This is a genomic window from Bradyrhizobium sp. CCBAU 11357, assembly GCF_028128865.1.
In the GTDB taxonomy this organism is placed as follows: Bacteria; Pseudomonadota; Alphaproteobacteria; order Rhizobiales; family Xanthobacteraceae; genus Bradyrhizobium.
This window is the reverse complement of record NZ_LBJW01000113.1, coordinates 773164-792391: the sequence shown is the minus strand read 5'-3', so window position 1 is coordinate 792391 and position 19228 is coordinate 773164. Positions and strand designations below refer to the sequence as shown.

The 19228-nt window shown below is 57.2% G+C and carries 16 protein-coding genes; 3 read left to right on the top strand and 13 right to left on the bottom strand.

From position 1 onward, the window contains the following. Window positions 1–568: 568 nt before the first annotated feature. Entirely contained in the window at window positions 569–1204 is a 636-nt protein-coding gene (locus XI05_RS39435) for a class I SAM-dependent methyltransferase (protein ID WP_271511915.1), read from the bottom strand. Between the two features lie 53 nt (window positions 1205–1257). Further along, the gene (locus XI05_RS39430; protein ID WP_271511914.1) at window positions 1258–2199 is read right to left on the bottom strand and encodes a glycosyltransferase family 2 protein; all 942 of its coding nucleotides are present in this window, start codon (window positions 2197–2199) and stop codon (window positions 1258–1260) included. 114 nt (window positions 2200–2313) lie between these two features. On the opposite strand from XI05_RS39430, the gene XI05_RS39425 reads away from it, so the two are divergent. The 3 genes from XI05_RS39425 (at window position 2314) to XI05_RS39415 (ending at window position 6495) form a co-directional block, all read left to right on the top strand. Beyond that, complete coding sequence (locus tag XI05_RS39425; RefSeq protein WP_271511913.1) at window positions 2314–3537, top strand: glycosyltransferase family 4 protein; 1224 nt, start codon at window positions 2314–2316, stop codon at window positions 3535–3537. A 482-nt stretch (window positions 3538–4019) separates the two neighbouring features. Next, entirely contained in the window at window positions 4020–5156 is a 1137-nt protein-coding gene (locus XI05_RS39420; RefSeq protein ID WP_271511912.1) for a glycosyltransferase family 4 protein, read from the top strand. Window positions 5157–5166: 10 nt separating this feature from the next. Further along, complete coding sequence (locus XI05_RS39415) at window positions 5167–6495, top strand: hypothetical protein (RefSeq protein ID WP_271511911.1); 1329 nt, start codon at window positions 5167–5169, stop codon at window positions 6493–6495. A 579-nt stretch (window positions 6496–7074) separates the two neighbouring features. Here XI05_RS39415 and XI05_RS39410 read toward each other — a convergent pair. The 11 genes from XI05_RS39410 to wecB all read right to left on the bottom strand — a co-directional run bounded on the left by XI05_RS39410 (window position 7075) and on the right by wecB (window position 19225). Next, a complete protein-coding gene (locus tag XI05_RS39410) occupies window positions 7075–8061 on the bottom strand; it encodes a glycosyltransferase family 2 protein (protein ID WP_271511910.1) in 987 nt (328 codons plus the stop codon). Continuing rightward, on the bottom strand, window positions 8058–8786 hold the full coding sequence (locus XI05_RS39405; RefSeq protein ID WP_271511909.1) for a class I SAM-dependent methyltransferase: 729 nt from the start codon (window positions 8784–8786) through the stop codon (window positions 8058–8060). The genes XI05_RS39410 and XI05_RS39405 overlap by 4 nt, the downstream gene beginning before the upstream one ends. Further along, window positions 8783–10234 (bottom strand): class I SAM-dependent methyltransferase, encoded by a 1452-nt coding sequence (locus XI05_RS39400; protein ID WP_271511908.1) that lies wholly within the window; start codon window positions 10232–10234, stop codon window positions 8783–8785. Before XI05_RS39400 ends, XI05_RS39405 begins: the two co-directional genes overlap by 4 nt. A gap of 16 nt (window positions 10235–10250) precedes the next feature. Next, entirely contained in the window at window positions 10251–11447 is a 1197-nt protein-coding gene (locus tag XI05_RS39395; protein ID WP_271511907.1) for a DegT/DnrJ/EryC1/StrS family aminotransferase, read from the bottom strand. Next, window positions 11387–12412 (bottom strand): NAD-dependent epimerase/dehydratase family protein, encoded by a 1026-nt coding sequence (locus XI05_RS39390; protein WP_271511906.1) that lies wholly within the window; start codon window positions 12410–12412, stop codon window positions 11387–11389. Before XI05_RS39390 ends, XI05_RS39395 begins: the two co-directional genes overlap by 61 nt. Further along, complete coding sequence (locus XI05_RS39385; RefSeq protein WP_271511905.1) at window positions 12385–13563, bottom strand: DegT/DnrJ/EryC1/StrS family aminotransferase; 1179 nt, start codon at window positions 13561–13563, stop codon at window positions 12385–12387. Before XI05_RS39385 ends, XI05_RS39390 begins: the two co-directional genes overlap by 28 nt. Before the next feature lie 92 nt (window positions 13564–13655). Next, complete coding sequence (locus XI05_RS39380; protein ID WP_271511904.1) at window positions 13656–14177, bottom strand: acyltransferase; 522 nt, start codon at window positions 14175–14177, stop codon at window positions 13656–13658. A gap of 35 nt (window positions 14178–14212) precedes the next feature. Continuing rightward, window positions 14213–15688 (bottom strand): oligosaccharide flippase family protein, encoded by a 1476-nt coding sequence (locus tag XI05_RS39375; protein WP_271511903.1) that lies wholly within the window; start codon window positions 15686–15688, stop codon window positions 14213–14215. 52 nt (window positions 15689–15740) lie between these two features. Then, window positions 15741–16805, bottom strand: coding sequence for a Gfo/Idh/MocA family protein (locus XI05_RS39370; protein WP_271511902.1), 1065 nt, complete (start codon window positions 16803–16805; stop codon window positions 15741–15743). Window positions 16806–16845: 40 nt separating this feature from the next. Next, on the bottom strand, window positions 16846–18108 hold the full coding sequence (gene wecC / locus XI05_RS39365) for a UDP-N-acetyl-D-mannosamine dehydrogenase (RefSeq protein ID WP_271511901.1): 1263 nt from the start codon (window positions 18106–18108) through the stop codon (window positions 16846–16848). Continuing rightward, window positions 18101–19225 (bottom strand): non-hydrolyzing UDP-N-acetylglucosamine 2-epimerase, encoded by a 1125-nt coding sequence (gene wecB / locus XI05_RS39360; RefSeq protein ID WP_172784593.1) that lies wholly within the window; start codon window positions 19223–19225, stop codon window positions 18101–18103. The genes wecC and wecB overlap by 8 nt, the downstream gene beginning before the upstream one ends. Between the last annotated feature and the right edge of the window lie 3 nt (window positions 19226–19228).

Sequence of the window (19228 nt, the reverse complement as noted above, 5' to 3'; positions counted from 1 at the left end):
GTTCGCAGCCATGATCGCCACCTGATATCCGCCGTGAAGCGCGAAGTCGTATCCATCTAGCGTGACGTTGTCGCCCGTAATGCGGATAGTCCTGCTCGAAGTGTCGATCGTAACGCCAACCATCGAGATGGTTGCCGGATCCTTTGATGGCGTTGAATTCGGTCCAACCGCGTAGTCAACCCCCGCGACCTTACAGGGAGATCTTATCGCATAGCGCCTCAACAACTCTGGATGCTGCGGTGCCGAGCTCGCAGCGCCCGTCCGGCCATCGGCCGCACAGCTGTCGGCAACACTGCCCACGTCTTCGGTTCGGAGAAAAACGCCACTTTGGTTCGCACCAGTGGAAGCCAACACGCTTGGCGAGTCGAGGCAAACGGGCACGCTTAGCATAGCCAGCCAGGTAGCCCGCCATGGTGAACAACTGCTCATCGATTTGAAACTCGGCTACTTGCGATCGCCTAATCACCTGGTGACAACTTCGAAGTATCACAACGGCGACATTTGCAACATGATCAGGCGATTCTGGCTCGGCATATCGCAGATTAAGAGCACCGTCATTCGCATCAAATCAGTTCCGATCAAAGACCGCGATCATAGCTTGTGAAAACCGAGGAATCATCGAACTAATTTTTGAATTGATGAACAGCTTAACTCTCTTCGATCTTGAACCATGGCCTTGCGCATACTGCATGTCGCTGTAGATGATTTGCCTCAATCGAAATCCATGGCGGCAAACCAGTTGCTCCAGGGTTTGCGGCGTAAAGTAAAATGTATGCTCTGGATTGCAGGGTGGTTCGTTTGTGGCGCGAGCGACTACACGTGCAAGCTTCGCCAAGGAATATGTGTTCGGGGTAGCAACGATGAGTTGGCCACCCTCCACCAGATTTTCGCGGCTACATTGGATAAACAATCCGGGGTTTGAAAGATGTTCAATCAAGTCACCCGCGAAAACGACCTGATACTTTTCAGGTGTAACGAATGTCTCGGCGTTTCCAAACACAATGTCGTGCCCATCAAGTCGAGCGACTTCAATCTCATTTTCGAGGATGTCGAAACCCTTTATACTTGCCGCATATTGCGCAAGCACGGCAAAGTTCCAGGTTTTGAAAGCCGTTCTGCCTTTGTAGGAATGGCCGATGCTTCCGGCATCAAGAACGGTCTTCCCTTCAATAAAGGGTATAAGCATATTGTAAAAGGATGACATCGGTCAGACCTCGACACCCCGCTGAGATTGGCGGCTAAGAAAATGTGGACGACCTACGAAATTAAATGCCTTCTGTAATTTAGCATGTCTATTAAGCCCGCCCAATGATTCTCAAGGAGCCGGTCGTTCTCCCCGCCGGGCCAGACCACCCTCTTTGTGACCAAAAGGGGCAGCCGGAGCAAATAGAACAACGTCAGCATAATTACGCCTGCAACTGCCCGTGATCTTGACCAATGTTTGAACATATACCGCACAAAAGACCTATTCGAAACCCGAGCGCGATTCGATCCCAACTTGGGGGCGCTGCCTCCTCCCAAGTGAATAATCTCGGCCTCCGGTGTAAATCGATTTTTCCAGCCTTTTGCGACAAACCTGAGGCACCAGTCAGTCTCTTCGGCATACATGAAGAAGCGTTCGTCCAGCGGCCCTACCTGATCGATGGCGTCTCGCCGAACCAGCATGTAACATCCAGTGACAACATCCACCTCACGGACATCGTTTCGAGCCCACCATGTCATCCGTTCGCGGCCGAAGAATCTGCTCCGCGGGAAAAGTTGATACAAATAGGTCGCGTGCAAAAACCAATTCAGAAGTGACGGAAACATAAAGCAAGTGGATTGCAAGCTGCGGTCCTGGTTTAGGACGCGGCATCCAACGACTGCAGTATCAAGGTAGCGGTCGGCAAAGGCGATCGTCTTTTCAATTGCTCGGTCCAATACAATGGTATCGCTATTTAACAGCAAGACGTACCGCCCTTGCGCAACCGCAAGAGCTTGATTGTTCGCCGCCGCAAATCCTCGATTCTCGCTGTTTACTATGAGCTTGACGCCGGGAAACTCTCTCCGGACCATTTCGCATGAACCATCCGTCGACGCATTATCCACAACGATGATTTCGAAACTTACGCGCGAGCTCATCTCGATAGCAACTGACCCCAGGCACTGCGCGAGAAGGCAGCGCGTATTCCAGTTGACAATTATAATTGAGACGTCCACATTGAACCCCAAAATCTATTTAATTGATTTTATCATGCTGAATTAGATATCAGTATTTTACGCCTGAGTGAAGGATAAAATGCGGACTTTAAACCCATAGCGGACGAGCCGTAGATGGCGCTAAACCTTCTTCTGATAGCTCCCACCTGTGATGGCCAGGACGTCGGCGAGGCATGGGTGGCCTACCAGTGGGTGCGCCGCCTGGCTGAGCGGCATCGGGTCACGCTCTTGACCTACTACAAGCGCGGCGCAAGTCCCACATCCACACAACTTAGCGGCTTGCGGATAATTGAGTGGCCCGAGCCTCCGCTGTTAGGACAGGCCGAGCGTCTCAACAGCATGCTTAAGCCAGGCTACCTCTACTTTTATTGGAGGGCACGAAAATGGATTCGCCAAGCTTTGGCACGCGGAGAGCGATTCGATCTCGCGCACCAGCCCCTTCCGGTTGCAATGCGATATCCCTCTCCTTTGGTCGGGTTCAGCATTCCGTATATTGTGGGACCTGTCGGGGGCAGCCTCGATTCACCGGCGGCGTTCCGACAGCAGGAACGTGCTACCGCCTGGTATGTGCGGTTGCGGCGGCTAGATCGGTTGCGCCTGCGTTTCGATCCATGGCTTCGCATGACCTTTGATCGAGCGTCCTGCGTTATCGGCATCGCCCCTTATGTCAGGGACGTTCTTAGTGAGCGATCACTCCATTGCTTTGAAATCATGAGTGAAACGGGCCTCGAGAAGCTTCCGCATCCGATAGATCGGTCAACCAGGCGTGGTCCGGTGAAGCTTCTCTTTGTCGGCCGCCTCATCAGAACCAAAGGGGCGCGGGATGTCATTGAGGCAATGAGCAAACTGCACCATCTAGAACTCGTGCTTGATATTGTAGGTGACGGCCCTGACCGCGCAGCATGCGAGCAGTTGGCAAGGCGGCTTCACTTAACGGATCGGGTATTCTTTCATGGGCGGAAAACCCGCGACGCCGTTGACGGCTTCTACGGGAGAGCGGACATCTTTGTCTTTCCGAGTTATCGGGAACCGGGGGGCAACGTGATATTCGAAGCCATGGGTTATGGCCTACCGCTGATCGTTTGTGATCGGGGCGGACCCGGAGCCGCTACCGACGATAGTTGCGCGATCCGCCTGCATGCGGTGTCACCAGAACAGTACGCGCATGATATCGCCTCTGCCATACGGCGCCTGGCGAGTGACCGCAATCTCAGACTGTCTCTCGGCGAGCAAGCGCGTAATCGTGTGTCCAAGATTGGGCTGTGGGACCGCAAGCTGGACCAGTTGGACGCAATTTACAACAGCGTGCTTCGCCAGCGCCTTGGGGCTCAAAGATAGAGCTCGCGCATTCCAACGAGGATCGGCGGGCGTGGAACACCCACAGCAATTAAACAAGGCCGCCGTTTATTACATTTAAATTTATTTTCTAGACGGCTCGCGCTTTAAATATTACACTTGGTTGACGGTTGAAGGAACTGACTAGGCCTTGCGTGGAGCCGGGATCGTCCGCTACCAGCCCCGAGAATAAGATTAGGATCGATACGGTGGAGGAGTCTCACAAGGTTGATACGTCTCGCATCGTACAGCTTGCGCTTCTTGCACAGCGCTATCGAGGGCCCGCCCCTCGCATACTACGAAATGCGGGGCGCTACTTGCTGTCGCAGCTCCGCAAGGAGCAACCTTTAATTGCGGATTGGTCCTCGCCCTTGATCACGCGCGAGTATGCGCACGGCCGGCCACTTCTGCCGCTCGAGCACGCCGCGGAGCTGGTCCGAAATGGAGAGTGCGCACCTACAGCCCCCAAGCTCCAGCAGAGATGTTTGATTTCCACCAGCGTTTTGGATACCGGCGGCATTGATGAATTCGTCGCTTTTCTTTCCCGACGACTGCCGAGCCATGGCATAGCTACGACCATCATGCTCACGGACCCTGCCGCCCGGAGAGGACTACTCCTGAGGAATGTGCGCGATGAGGGGATTCAGGTAATCCAAGAGTCTATCGAAAACAGTCGCCGATGGCTGGCCGACAATCGTCCTGACGTCATCAGTGCGCACGCACCTCCTGACTGGTTGGTCGAGGCAGCGCATGACGCGCGAATACCTGTGGTCGAAACGCTCCACGCGGTACCAACCCCGATCGGAACGAATTGGCAGGCCGAAGTCCAGAGGAGTCAATGCATTCGGTTCTTTGTCGCGGTTAGCGAGCTTGTAAGGCTACAGTACATGCGCGGCAATCCTGCTTTCCAGCCGGACGCCATTGTCACAATCCCGAATGGATTCAACGACAGGCAACGGCCTCCAGTGGACCGAACGGCTGCGAGACAATGGCTTGGCCTTGAAGATGAATTTCTCTTCGTTTCTCTAGGACGCCATGTTATGCAGAAAAATGCCTATGGCCTGATCTCAGCGTTCTCCGCCGTCGCGCAAACATTTCAGCATGCTCATCTACTTATCGCGGGAAGAATGGATGATGCGTTGTATATGCAGCAGTTGCTGCGTCTTCGCGGGCAGTCCGGTGCCTCAGATAGGATACATCTGCGCGACAGTATTTCCCATCCGTCCATACTCCTGTGCGCAGCCGATTGCTTCGTATTGAATTCGTTCTTTGAAGGATGGCCGCTGGCCTCGATGGAAGCGCTATGCGCGGGTCTGCCTGTCATAATAAGCGATGTGGGCGGCGCCCGCGAACAAGTGGGACGCGAAGGCAAGTTTGGATACATCGTTCCAAATCCTGCCGGTGATCCGGAAACGGTCACCTGGGAGACAGCAGCAAGACACCGCTTTCAGACTCAACGCAACAAGGCAGAACTTGTCTCTGCGATGAACCACATCATCGGAAACCGCGAACACTGGGAAGCCGAACGGTCGGTGATCGCTAGGGAAGCCCGCATTCGTTTCGATGTGGAGGTTTGCATCAAGCGGTATGTAAACGTTCTGGGAAAGGCCGCTGCTGCGTAGGATCGATAACATGGCAATACCCGCTCGCCTATACGGCGTTCACGACCACGCGAAGCAACACTATCGAACGCCTAATCCGATAGTCGCCTGGCTTTGCTTTCTTGGGATTCTGTTTCCAGGTGGTCTCGTCGCGTCCAGTGCCTTGGGACCGAAGCTTACAGTCGGGCGCGGCGTCCTCCTGCTGCTCCTGATTCCGGCGCTGATCAGGCTTGGCAAGTCATATCGGCAGCTCATATTGGCTGACTACTTGATGGCCACGACGGCCATCTGGATGATCGGAGTAGCAGCCTATGTGGGCGGCACCGAAAGCATGTCGTCAGCAGGGGCTCAAGCCACAGAGCTCGCGGGAGCCTACTTCGTTGCTCGCGGTTTTTTCCTCGGTCCGGAAGCTGTGGCCGTGTTCATTCGCGCCCTAAAAGGCACGATCGCGATCGTCGTCCTGTTGGGCATCGCAGATACGCTTTCAGGACGACTATTCGTTCATGAAGCTCTGGCTCGGCTTGTCAACAGTGCTCCGCTTCTAGCCCCGGACTTCCGCATCAATCTTGTCAGGGCAGCGTCCACTTTTGATCATCCAATCCTGTTTGGTACGTTCTGTACCATCTCCAGCGTAATTCTGATGGGTTCGGAAACCACGCCTGGTAAATGGATCCAGTGGGTAGGCGTCTCCGCACTCGGATGCTTCCTCGCGCTATCATCTGGCCCACTACTTTCACTACTAATAGCGGCGGGCGCATTCGCATACGACAGGTCTTTGAAGCAGTTTCCGTGGCGAGGGAGTCTGTTCTGGACTTCGATAGCAATTCTCGCGATCGTCCTATTCGCTGTGACCAACCGACCGATAGCCTGGATCATCACTAACTTGACGCTTGACCCCGTATCCGGGTGGTTCCGCTTGATGATCTGGGATCTCGCGCTCGCGAGGATCGACGAGCAGCCGATCACGGGTTTCGCCTTCCTTCCTCTGAACGATTCCATCCTTGACTACACCGTCGATTCTGTCTGGCTACAGTTGGCTTTACGCTTTGGCCTTCCGATGATCGGGATGTTAATCCTCGCTAATTTCAGCACGGTCATTGGTGACCGCGGCGTTCAAGTGCGCGGGAACGAGAACGTTGATACGGCTCGCCTGAAGTGGGGCTTCTCGGCCGCCGTCGTCATGTTGATGCTGACTGGTCTGACTGTTCACTACTGGCACTTCGTATGGATCTTCTGGGGTCTGTGCCTTGGGATTCGCGGCTCTCTCCGGGAATCTTCCCTTGCTGATGACCGTTATTATGGAGCCGAGCTATTGCGGCTCCGAGATCCCATTGCGGGACTTTCGCAAGTTCAGTCATAAGAAAGTCGTGATCGGATGACTTTAAAGTGGTCCGCTCCGGTAGTTAGCTGACGGATTGCCGTTCAACCACTCTGGCTCAGTTGTCACAACTAGCTCCAGCCATCGCGAGACGAGACTGAAGTGCCCTGAGCGGATCAACTAAAGCGCTTCTGGCTCTGGCCGGTCGATGTTGCTCAAGATAGAATTCCGCCACCCCTTACATTCGTCTGCGTTACGCTAGGTTCTCCGCAGTACCGCATCCGCGCCCTTTTGAACGTTTGGTAGCACTCACCGTTTGCTCGAGAATTGCTGGTGACGATGACGGCACGCAGCTCGCCGGAGGGCAAGTGATTGGTCGATCAGCCCGACGGTCACGGGGAATTGTTTTTGACGCGACGGGAATATCGTGCCCTTCGCGCTGAGAGTTTCTTGCTAAGCGCGCTGGTTGACAACTCCAAGTCTCCCCCAGCATGCCCCGCCTGGTCAATGCTGTCCTGGGAAACTTGCGACCGAACTCCTCAAACGGACTCAGCCCATCGAGATCACCGTGACCATGAGGATAGCCGGCGTGCCCTCCCAAGGGCTGCGCACGCCTTCCTGCTATCGCCACAGCATCTGCCTAGCTAGATCAACGGCCGGTCGTAAAAACTGCGATGCACGTAGACCAAGACGGCGTTTGCAACCGAGAACAAACCAAGATAAAGAGCTTCCAACGCTCGGATCCATCTCCAATGCAGCGTTACAGAGCCGGTCGGAAAGTCCCATTGCTCCTTCGTTGAAGGCACGGCTCGCACTCCTTACTGCGTCAAGCGCCAGTTCGTGGACGAACCAGGTCCGAAGATCATCGATGTTTGCAAGCACCGGAGCGCAACTACTAAGAAAGTCTTCGAATGCCTCCCTTCGTTGCGCGAGATCCTGCTCCGGCGAGTACGTCGTTGACATGTTGGTCGTATGCCGTCGATAAACAGCTTGAGCCTGGTCAATGAATCCGAGCTCGGCGTGCGCGGCAAATCGCAACCACATACCCATGTCGCCACTGTGCGTCAGTTGCGGTGAATATCCGCCCACCTTTTTTTGTAGGCTCGTCCGAACCACTACGGTAGGCGCGAGCACGATGTTCTTGGCACGGCTGAGATGGATGAACTCGATTCCAGATAATATCCGTGTTCCCGGCCCCAGACCTGGAGGAGCAGCGACGTCTTCCGTTCGATCATCCTGTTGTACGATCGCTCTACCAAAAACGAGACCGACGGAAGGGTGATCATCCATCACGCGAGTTGATCTTGCAAGCGCACCAGGCAGCAGATAGTCATCTGCAGAAAGCAGCACCATGTAGTCGGCCGCCGCCCAGGCAATGCCCTCGTTGAACGTTGCGATGTGCCCCCGATTAGACGCATGCTTGAGGACGTTGACCCGCGAGTCCGCGCGGGCCCACTCCCGCGCAACGTCAGCCGTGTTGTCTGGTGACGCGTCGTCAATAATCAGCACGCGGACCGTCACCCCGGATTGCGCCAGAACAGATTGGACGCAATCACTCAGAAAATGCCCATACCGATAGCAGGGGATGACTACATCTATGGATCTCACCGGCGTCCCTCCGCCGCGCGCATGTTGTCCGCTCTCCTCCAGATGATGTTGGGCTGTGCCGAAGCATCGCCGCGTTGCCCGGCCATGATGTACTGCTTGACCAAGTGGTGACGAAGGGCTCCGAGCGAGAGACAATCAATCAACTTCGATCTCGGTCCATCGATGCCCGCAACCAAACCGTCCGTGACAATTAGACCAGCATCGTTCAGAAGTCCGACGGCCGTTCCTTCGACAAAAAACCTCAAATGCGTGCGATCTAGGATCCCGGAATCCCGATATGTAAACGTCCGCCGGAAGAGCAGCGGCAACGATACACTCAAATGCGCGACGTTCGGCACCGACACGATAGTGCGGCCGCCCTCAGTTAGACGCCCGCTGATCGATCGAAGTGTCCTCCCGGGATCCGGCAGGTGCTCCAGTACATCGAGAAGCAAGACGAGATCGAACTGGCCCAGGTCGGATGTACAATCATCGATGTTGCCGATAATGGCTATATCCGCGTTTTCCTCCAACTCTTCCTTCAACTCACGGTTGATCTCGACCCCCACGGTCGTGACGTTCGGATAGATCGATCTCAGCCAACGCAGCGTGTAACCGCCGCCCGGCCCTACCTCCAAGATCCTCGATGCTCTGTTTGGCAAGAGCGATCGAATTTCCTCGCGTGAATGCCTGTAGTATTCGGTATGTTCCGAGTCACAAGCGCGACCGTCTCTTCGGTTCGTCATAGCGGCTCGCCCGCGTTTGCTTCGTTTCTCTTCGGACCTCTGCGGTCGTTCGGATTATCCACTCTCCTTGCCAGAGCGACAACGTCCGCGGCAAGGAGGGAGGGCAAGCGGCTCTTCTTTGGTCCGTTGGCTCGGGCAGAAGCGATTTTCGATGTCCTCTCCATCGCGAGTCCCGACTCGACACACCAGCGTCGAATGACCGCGGTGGATGTATTATGAATTCTCGTCGTCTCGAAGCTAAGCCCCCTATGGCGCGGTTCACTAACGCCTTTCCGCCGCCACCGATAACGGATATACGGTCTGTTTGGTGCCGTAATGAGGACTGCCCCTCCTGGCGAGAGAGCGTCGACAAACAGTCTCAGCAGATGCTCGGGGCGATGGACGAACTGCAAAACGTTAAGGAACAAGATGCAGTCAAATCTTATTGGACCAATCTTTGCGCGAGCGGTCTCAAAATCTCCTGACACCACCTGAAGCCCACGTGCGGCTGATTGGCTGCTTATGACATCATCAAGTGGTACCGCCACCACCCGTTTTCCGGTCTCGAGCAACCAAAGTTCATTGGCGCCGGAAGCTGACCCGATCGACAGGATGCGTTCGGCGCTACTGGGAATCAGGCTCAAGACTTCGTTTCTGATCGGCTCATAATAATCCTTCGAATACATTTTGTGCCACAAGCTGGTCTCGGTATTCAGCAGCGGACAACGTCTTTGCTCCTGAGAGGCGATCTGCAGCAACGCCGATATTTGAGAGCCCAGTTCGTCTTGGTCGACACCCAAATGGCCGATATACTTGTTCGGCAAATGATGCACCCAGAATTGCTCTATGTGCGATATGGCAATGAGTCTTCTTAAACCGCATTGCGTATACGGGTCAGTGGCAGCGCTGCAAAGAAGATCGTACTCTCCCTCGTGCGGTGCTACCAGGAATCCGCCTGAAGCAATCGCTTTCGCCAGCTGTTGCTGGGTTAGTACGTAGCAGGCTGAGTGTTCGTTCGTGAAATGGGCGAGAGTATAGTTCCCCCTAATTCTGACCGATTCACAATCCCAGCGGAAATGACCATGCACCTCCGGAAAGTTGTGCTCTCCATCTGGACCATATTCGATCCGCAGGAATCCGGCGATCTCGCCTTCGCTCAGGTCGGTCTGAACGTTCAGAAACGCTCTGATATTCTCTTCGGTTATTAGAATGTCATCTTCCGAGTAGATGAACAGATCGTAGGAATCGAGCCGTTCACGGAACAGCTCCTTGTGCCGAAACGGCAGAGACCAGGGATCTTTGGTTGGGAGTCCAACGAGACACTCGACCGAGGCCGGGAGGGCCTTTTCGATGTTCGAGAGAACGACCACGTCGACCTCGAAGTTCATGGATCGGTATTCATTGATCACCCGATCAAGGTACTGGTCATTTACGTGGCCGTAGCTGGCAATTGCGACCAGGATTCTCATAGATGTGCCGCACTCATCATTGGGCTATCTCGGCTTTCAGCGCCGCAACAACGCTCAGCATGTCCGCATCCGTCATCTGCGCGTAGAGGGGCAGCAAGATGGACCTGTCCTGCGCCACTTCAGATTGACGAAGGTCGTGGCGCTGCCTCGCCTCGGCGTAGGGCTGCTCACGATGCGAGCACATGATCCCGCGGCGGCTCGCGATTCCCTTGTCGAGGAGGTTTTGCATGACGATGCGTTGGTCGAGGCGGTCTGGCAACCGCACGCAGTAGCTCTGCCAGTTGGATCTGGCCCACGTCGGCTCGGTTGGCAACCGCAGTCCTTCCAGATTGCCGAGCTGTTCGGCATAGTTGGCGGCAACGGCCCGCCGGCGTGCTACCAGCTCCGGAAGCCGCTTGAGCTGTTTGCGGCCAATTGCGGCCTGCATATCCGTCATTCGGTAGTTGTAACCCAGAACGACGTACTCCTCGAAGATCACGGACGACGAATTGTGCCGCACCGTGTCCGGAACGTTCATGCCGTGCTGGCGCAGGAGCCTGAACTTGCGGTCAAGCTCGGCATTCGCGGTGGTGAGCATTCCCCCCTCACCGGTCGTGATCACCTTTCGCGGATGAAAGGAAAAGCAGGCAATGTCTCCATGCGGCTTGCCGATCGCCTCCCATTCCCCGTTCATCCGGATCTGCGATCCGGCGGCACAGGCCGCGTCCTCGATCACGGCGATCCCATGACGGCGCGCTATGGCCAGAAGCGCGGCCATATCACATGGCATGCCCATCTGATGGACGACGATCACGGCACGCGTGCGCTCCGAGATCGCTTCGGCCAGCCGAGCGCAATCCAGATTATATGTCTCCGGCTCGATATCGATGAAAACCGGAGTGGCGCCCTGGTGTCGGATGACGTTTGCGGTCGCGATGAAGGAGTGGCTTACCGTGATCACCTCGTCGCCAGCGCCGATGTCCAATGCCGCCAAGGCGAGTTGCAGGGCCGTCGTGCAGTTCGCGACGGCACAGGCGTGCGGAGCGCCGACAAGCGCAGCGAACTCGCGCTCGAACGCGGCCACCTGCGGACCTTGCGACACCCAGCCCGACAGCACTGCCGCGCGCGCAGCGTCAGCCTCTTCCTCCGCAAGTAGCGGCGCAGCGATCGGAATCACGATGCCGCCGCCTGCCGATGATGATCCGAAGCGAGCTCGCGCTCGGATCGCCACCATTTCACGAGATCGGCGAGCCCCTGCTCCAGCGAAACCGTGGTGCGGAAGCCCAGCAAACGCTCTGCCTTGCCCGTCGAGGCCAGACGTCGCGGTACTGGATTGACCGAGCGCTCCGGCGCGAATTCGGGCGTGAGGCCGCGGTGTCCCATCACCGACGCAAGCACCGTAGCCAGCTCGGTCAGGCTTGTTTCGGTGCCGCTCCCGACGTTAAAGACCTCATCGGTAATCTTTGCCCTGGCGGCAAGGATGTTGGCACGCGCGACGTCGCGGACGTGAACGAAATCCATGGTCTGACGGCCGTCGCCAAAGATAACGGGAGGCAATCCAGCTTCCAGCCGCTCCATCCAGCGAATCAAGACCTCGGTGTACCGTCCGTGGATGTCCATCCGGCTGCCATAGACGTTGAAATACCGGAATGCCACATAGTCGAGGCCGCATGCATCGTTGAAAGCCCGCAGTAGCCCTTCGTTAAACGCCTTGGCGGCCCCATAGAGAGTTCGGTTATTGTAGGCATTCTGCCGCTCTGTCGTCGGAAACTCCTCGGCCATGCCATATACCGATGCCGAAGAGGCCGCGATGATCTTCTCAATATCGTGCTTGATGCACAGTTCCAGCAGGTCGTAGGTGGCATCCACCATGACCTCCTTGGCCAGACGTGGTTCGGCCGCACAATGAGTAATGCGGAGCGCGGCCTGGTGGAAGACGATATCGGCCGCCTTGACCAACGCTTCCATCAGCTTGCGATCGCGAATGTCGCCATGAACCAGTCTCACCGGCCCACGCCCGAGCGCGCGCCGGAGATTTTCCGGCCGGCCTCTGATCATGTTGTCGAGGGCAACAATCTCGATGCAGCCCTCGTCGCAGAGCAGATCAACGATGTGGGAGCCGATGAATCCGGCCCCGCCGGTGACCAGAACGCGTTTACCCTTGAGATCAATCAAGACGCTCTCCTGTTGTGGGACCATGTCATGACGCTTTGTGGATGCTCCGACCGGGTGTTGATGGCTACGCTGGGCTGCAGCGCCGCCGCACTCCTCAATATTCCGACAACCTCGGCCGCCTGTTCCGGCAGCAACTCGGGATAGATGGGAAGAGAGAGGAAGTCGTTCGCGAGCATCTCAGTGACGGGGAGATCACCGGCGCGATAGCCGAGTTCTGCATACGCCCTCTGCAGATGCACCGGGACGGGATAGTGAATCCCGGCGCCAATTCCGGCATCACGCAATAGCTTCAGCGCGTCGTCGCGGCGCTCCAATCTGACCGCATAGACGTGATACACGTGGCGGGCGTACTGGGGCGGCTGGGGACGCGCGAATGGAAGACCAGAAAGCAGTGCATTGTATCGCTCAGCCAGCGACCGACGTGCATCCGTCCAATGCTCAATATAGTCCAGCTTGACATTCAGTATCGCGCTCTGAATTTCGTCCATGCGATAGTTGTAGCCGGCGATGACGTGGTCGTATTTCGCCTCCTGCCCCCAATCCCGCAGCAGTGACACGCGGCGCGCGAATTCAGGCCGGTCCGTGACGACGGCTCCGCCCTCGCCGCACGCCCCCAGATTCTTGCCCGGATAAAAGCTGAAGCATCCCAGATCGCCGATCGAGCCTGCGCGACGCCCGCGGTATTCCGCCCCGTGCGCCTGCGCGGCGTCCTCGATGACGACCAGGCCGTGACGACGCGCGATCTCCATGATGGGATCCATGTCGGCCATCAACCCGTGGAGATGAACCGGCAGGATAGCCTTGGTTCGCGGCGTTATCGCAGCTTCGACCAAGCTGGGATCCATTGTCCACGTCACAGGGTCGACGTCGACGAACACCGGCCTGGCGCCGCTGTAGAGAATGGCCGCGGTCGTCGCGACGAAGGTCATCGAGACCGTGATGACTTCGTCACCGGGCCTTACGCCCGCCGCCAGCAAGGCAAGGTGAAGCGCCGAAGTTCCGCTGTTCACCGCGCGGCAATGGGCAGTCCGGCAATATTCCGCAAAGCGTCCTTCGAAGGCCGTCACCTCAGGCCCGAGCACAAAGTGCCCGCTCCCGATGACCCTCGCCACAGCCGCGTCGATTTCGGGCTTGATCTGGCTATATTGGGCTTTCAGATCCAGGAAGGGTATCAAGATTCAAGACCTTGGATTGGATTGAAATTATATCCCGCATTTAAATATAATCATCATATTAAATCAAGCATTAAATTCGCACGGGATGAATATTAACAACGCTCTTTCCGCTGCGTCCCGAATGAGCCGAGGCCACCCAGGACCGTCTCTTCAGCTGCGGACAGAACCCGAGCGGGCACTCCCGCGACGATGGCGCCGTCCGGAACGTCTTTCGTCACGACTGCACCCGCGCCTATGCAGGCTCCCTTTCCGATCGTCACACCGCACAGGATGGTGGCGTTCGAACCGATGGACGCCCCCTTGCCGACGTGAGTGCGCTGAAGCGTCCAGTCCGACGCCTGCTGAAGACGACCGTCCGCGGTCGTTGCCTTCGGGTATTTGTCGTTTGTGAACATCACGCCATGACCGATGAACACTTCGTCCTCGATCGTGACGCCCTCGCAGACGAAGCTGTGCGACGATATCTTGCAACGCGCACCGATCTCCGCCCCCGCCTGGATCTCGACGAAGGTTCCGATTCTGCTTTCGTCACCAACGGTGCAACCATACAGATTGACCAGGTCCGGATGCATGATGCGGACATCGCGACCAAGCTGGGTATCCTTTATTGGCATGTCAGTTTCCCTGTCTCTACAATCCGGCAAAACCCTTACAGTACTGAGCGTGACGGGCGCAGCCTGGGCGCGATCTCGACGAGACCCGCGGCCGCTTGACGAAGGTGCTGCAGCAAAGGGTGCCTTGTGACGATCAGTCCCCACCCCCAGCAGAAGGCGGCGACCACAAACGCTGACAGAAGGCCAACGAAGAAATTGAGAATTCCTGTCTCGATCAACACCGCACAGCCGGCTCCGCCCGAGGCGGTCGCCATCGTGACGACACCGCTCTTCAGAACGGCACGGCCAAACTCGCGCGGCCGCAGCGCAAGATGCCGACTGAGATAGTATATCGCTACTGCCGCTTGGAACGGCAAGGTTAGCAGCGCGCACGCTGCGACTGCCTCCACGCCAAAGAAGGACGCGCCCAGGAGCGCAAGGAGCGACGGTGGCAGCGAGATGAAGGACGAGACAAGCGCGTCACGCACCCCACCAACCGCCAGGAACACAGGATAAGTCAGGCACGCAGCGAACAATGCCAGATTTGCGAGGCAGAGAATGCGCACTAACGGCACGACCTCCAGCCAAGCCTGACCAAGCCAGATCAAAACGATCGGTTTTGCCATAATCGCCACGAATGTGAGGAACGGCCACTGCACTGCGGAAAGCAGCTGGACCGCGTCCAGATATACGCCCTTTAAATCTGCCCCGGTTGCACGCCTCGTCACGATCGACGGCATGATGACCGGGTTCAGCACCTGCGTGACGAGCCTGTCAAATACCTGGGTCAGATTGATGGCCCGGCTATAGAGACCTACAGCCGTAAAATCGAGAATCTTCGCGAGAAAGAGCTGGGGGGCGAGGTTGTAGAAGATATTGATGACGCTGACGCCGCTGGAATAGAGACCGAATCTGAGCACGTCGCGGTATTCGGACAGCGAGGGGCGCAACACGCCGAAATCCCGATAGGAGCTCAGCAGCATAGCCGTGAGAACGATGCTCCCCGCGACACCACCCCAGATCGGCGCCATGTAACTGAAGTTGAATACCGCCAGTCCGATCGAAACCAGCGCAACCGTCATGTTGCTTGCAAGATTGCAGATCGCGAGCGTCCCAAACTGCATGTCACGGCGAAACAAGGCGATCAAAGTACCGGAGACCGGCAGAAGGAGAAGGTTTAGCGTAGAAACCTGGATACCTCGCCGCAGGCTGTCCTGCCCAAAAAGTTGCGACACGACGTCGGCCGAGGCTAACAGAATCGGGGCAACTGCCAGCGAGATCGCCGAAGTCACGGTGAACGCCGTGCGAATGGTTCCGCGCGACAACTCATGTTTCTGAATCAGGTAGTTCGCCCCTCCAAACTCCTGAAATGCGGCTGCGATGACAGCGGTAAGCGCATTGACAACCGCAAAGACCCCGAACTCGCTCGGCGTCAGCAGACGCGAGAGCACCGCGGTCGAGACAACGAACAGCACAAGGGCGGCATAGCGGTCCACCCCAGAAAATAGAACTGAACGATGCACTGAATTCATCGAGACTCCGTCGCGGGGCTCGGCTGGCCAACAGCCACGGCCAAGGCGCCAATCAAGCCGTGGCCCGGGTCTCCTCCGGTAGCATACGCGGCAACTGCCTGATCGGGATTGGCCTGCCCTGTTTGGCGATCGATCGAGAAGCTGCTTCGAGCACCTCGATCACCCGCAGCCCGGACATGCCACTGGAAATCGGCTGTGTCCCCGTGCGGACGCAGTTGACAAAATGCTCGACCTCCGTTTGCAGCGCCTCCTTGGGCGAGATATGCGGAGCCCACATGTCACCAGCGCGATATCCGATCCGGAACTGATGTGCACTCTCGGGAGGCCTGTCGAGCGTAATTCCCTTGTCGTAGACCTTAACCTTCTCGGTCGGCTCGAGATCGTCGTAGACGATCATCTTCTTGCTGCCTCCAATGAACGTCTGCCGCACCTTGACAGGCGAGAGCCAGTTGACGCTGACGTGAGCCACGCATGCGTTGGCAAAGAACAAAGTGATATGGGCCATGTTCTCCGGCGAACCGACAACATGGCACGAGCCCGTCGCCGAGACCGCAACCGGCTCTTGATCGAGGATATGATGGATGATCGAGATGTCGTGTACCGCCAGATCCCAGATCACGTTTACATCTCTTTGAAACAGTCCGAGGCTCGAGCGTATGCTATCGTAGTAGTAGATGTCCCCGAGCTCTCTCTTCAGCAGGAGCTCACCAATCTTCTGGACCGCCGGAGTATAGAGAAAGGTATGATCGACCATCAGCGTCAATCCGCGTCGGTCCGCCTCGTCGATTAAGCGGGACACCAGCTCCGCGCTCGGCGCAAGTGGTTTCTCGACCAAAACGTGCTTGCCAGCTCTCAACGCCGCCATTGCCAGCTCGTAATGCGTGTGCACCGGCGTAGCGATGGCGATTGCGTCGATCAAGGAGTCCTTCAGCAGATCGTCATATCGAGCGGTGGTCGCTACCCCTGGGTAGAGCTGCCTGATGGCGGCCAGCCTGCCTGGATCAAGGTCGCTGACGCCGACAACGCGGGCGGCGGGATTGATCGAGAAATTGCGAACGAGATTGGGGCCCCAATAGCCGTAGCCGACGACCCCGATTCCCAGCTGACTATCTCGCATACTGACCTCGATCCATTCGGGAAACTTCGATTTTGTTGGTTTAGGTGCGCGCGGGCATATCCTGCCATATGCCTCGCGTATCGATGACGTCGAGGTGCCGGCGCTCGGCCAATGGCACCATTTTGAATTCATCGTGATCAACGAGCAGGACCGCAATTTCGCAGCTGCGCAGGGCTTCATCGATGGTCACGAATGCGACGCGATAATCGGCCAACTGAGACGGCAGACGGCGCAGATTCGGTTCGACAACCTTGATCCGTTCGCCGTATTTGGCCGCTAGATGCGTGGCAATCTCCAAAGCCGGGCTTTCACGCACGTCGTCGACATTCGCCTTGAACGTCAGTCCGCAACAGGCAACGTTCGCATAGGGGTGATCGTCGATCAACGCCTCTGCGTTCTCGATGATCTTGCGAGTCTTGGCGTTATTCACGTCGCGGCTAGTCCGCATCACACGCGCGAGGTCGGGTGCAGAGTCGATGATGAACCAGGGATCGACCGCAATGCAGTGCCCGCCCACACCAGGGCCCGGCCGCAGTACGTTTACGCGAGGATGACGGTTGGCGATATCAATCACCTCCCAGACGTTGATGTCGAACCGGTCGCAAATCAACGAGAGTTCGTTGGCAAATGCTATGTTGGTGTCGCGGAAGGCGTTTTCAGTCAGCTTGACCAACTCGGCCGCGCGCGCCGTGGTGCCGACGCAAGCGCCGCGAACGAACATCTTGTAGAAGCGTTGAGCACGCCGCGTGCAGGTTGGCGTGATCCCGCCAATGCACCTGTCATTGTTGATGAGCTCGGTCAGGATCCTTCCCGGCAACACGCGTTCTGGACAGTATGCGACGTAGATCGCCCCGTCGTCCCTGCCGTTGACGCCTATGTGCAGCTCTGGCCTGCGTTCAACGATCCGCTTTGCGATGGCTTCGGTTGTCCCGATCGGCGACGTCGATTCAAGAATGACAAGATTGCCTGGCGCGAGAAGATCTATGATGTTTTCGACTGCGGCGTTGACGCTCGCCAAGTCTGGACGGTGCTCGTGGTCGATCGGAGTCGGCACCGCGATGATGAACACGTCGGCCGGCTGCGGCTTTCTGGACGTCGTGAGCGCACCGCTTGACACGACCTTGGAGACGAGACCGTCCAGATCGGGCTCGGCGATGTGAATTTTGCCAGACGCAACGGTGTCGACGATGCGTTCGTTTGTATCGATGCCAACCACCTGCAGTCCACGGCTCGCGATCAAAGCCGCGGTCGGCAGCCCGATATAACCAAGCCCAACGACATTTATCTTCTGGAATTCAGGCATCGAGAAGCACCTTCACGATCCGCTCGCTCGCGTGCCCGTCACCAAACGGATTGTGCGAACGCGCCATGGCAGCATAGGTCTCGTCATCGTCGAGGAGGCGAAATGTCTCTGCAACGATCCTGTCGTAATTGGCGCCGACCAGGCGCGCCGTTCCCGCTTCCACGCCCTCGGGACGCTCGGTTGTTTCGCGCATCACCAGGACCGGCTTCCCGAAAGTTGGGGCCTCCTCCTGGACGCCGCCTGAATCTGTCAGGACCAGATATGACATCGAGAGCAGACTCACGAAATCCGTGTATTCCTGAGGAGAAATGAGGACAACCCGCGGGTGATCCGACAACCGAGACGCAAACAGGTCTCGGACATTCGGATTCGGGTGCACGGGCAGCACCACGGCGACGTCCTCCCGCTGCAGGATGGTCTCCAACGCGTTCACGATGTTGGTCACGCCGCCACCGAAATTTTCCCTGCGATGGCAGGTCACCAGGATGATGCGCCGATTGCCGTGACGCTGCTTGATGCCGTCCCAGCGGCACGCCAGTCCCGGATCGGATTCGACCATCGCTTTCGCGAGGATGAGAGCGTCCACCACCGTGTTTCCGGTGACGTGAATGCGATCGTCGGCCACGTTCTCAGAACGCAACGCTCGGGCGGCGCGCTCTGTCGGGGCAAAATGTTGATCGGCGATCGAGCCGACGATCTTGCGGTTCACCTCCTCCGGCCATGGAGCGAAGATGTCCCCGCTGCGCAGTCCGGCCTCGATATGCGAGACCGGTATACGGTGATAGTAGGATGCCAGTGCACCGGTCATAGCAGTCGCGGTGTCGCCCTGGACAATGACCCTGGTGGGCTTCACCTTTTCGAGGAGCTCGCCGACTTGTCCGAGCAGCCGGGCGGTCAGATGATCCAGCGTCTGATTTGTTGTCATGACGTTGAGATCAAAATCCGGAACCACATTGGCCAACTTGAGGACTTGATCAAGCAGCTGCCGATGCTGTGCGGTCGCACATATCGTTACGGAGATGTCCTTACGCTTCTCGGCCTTGAGCCGGTTGATGACCGGAAAGAGCTTGATTGCTTCCGGCCGGGTTCCCAGAAGGATGAAAAAATGCTTGCGCACGCT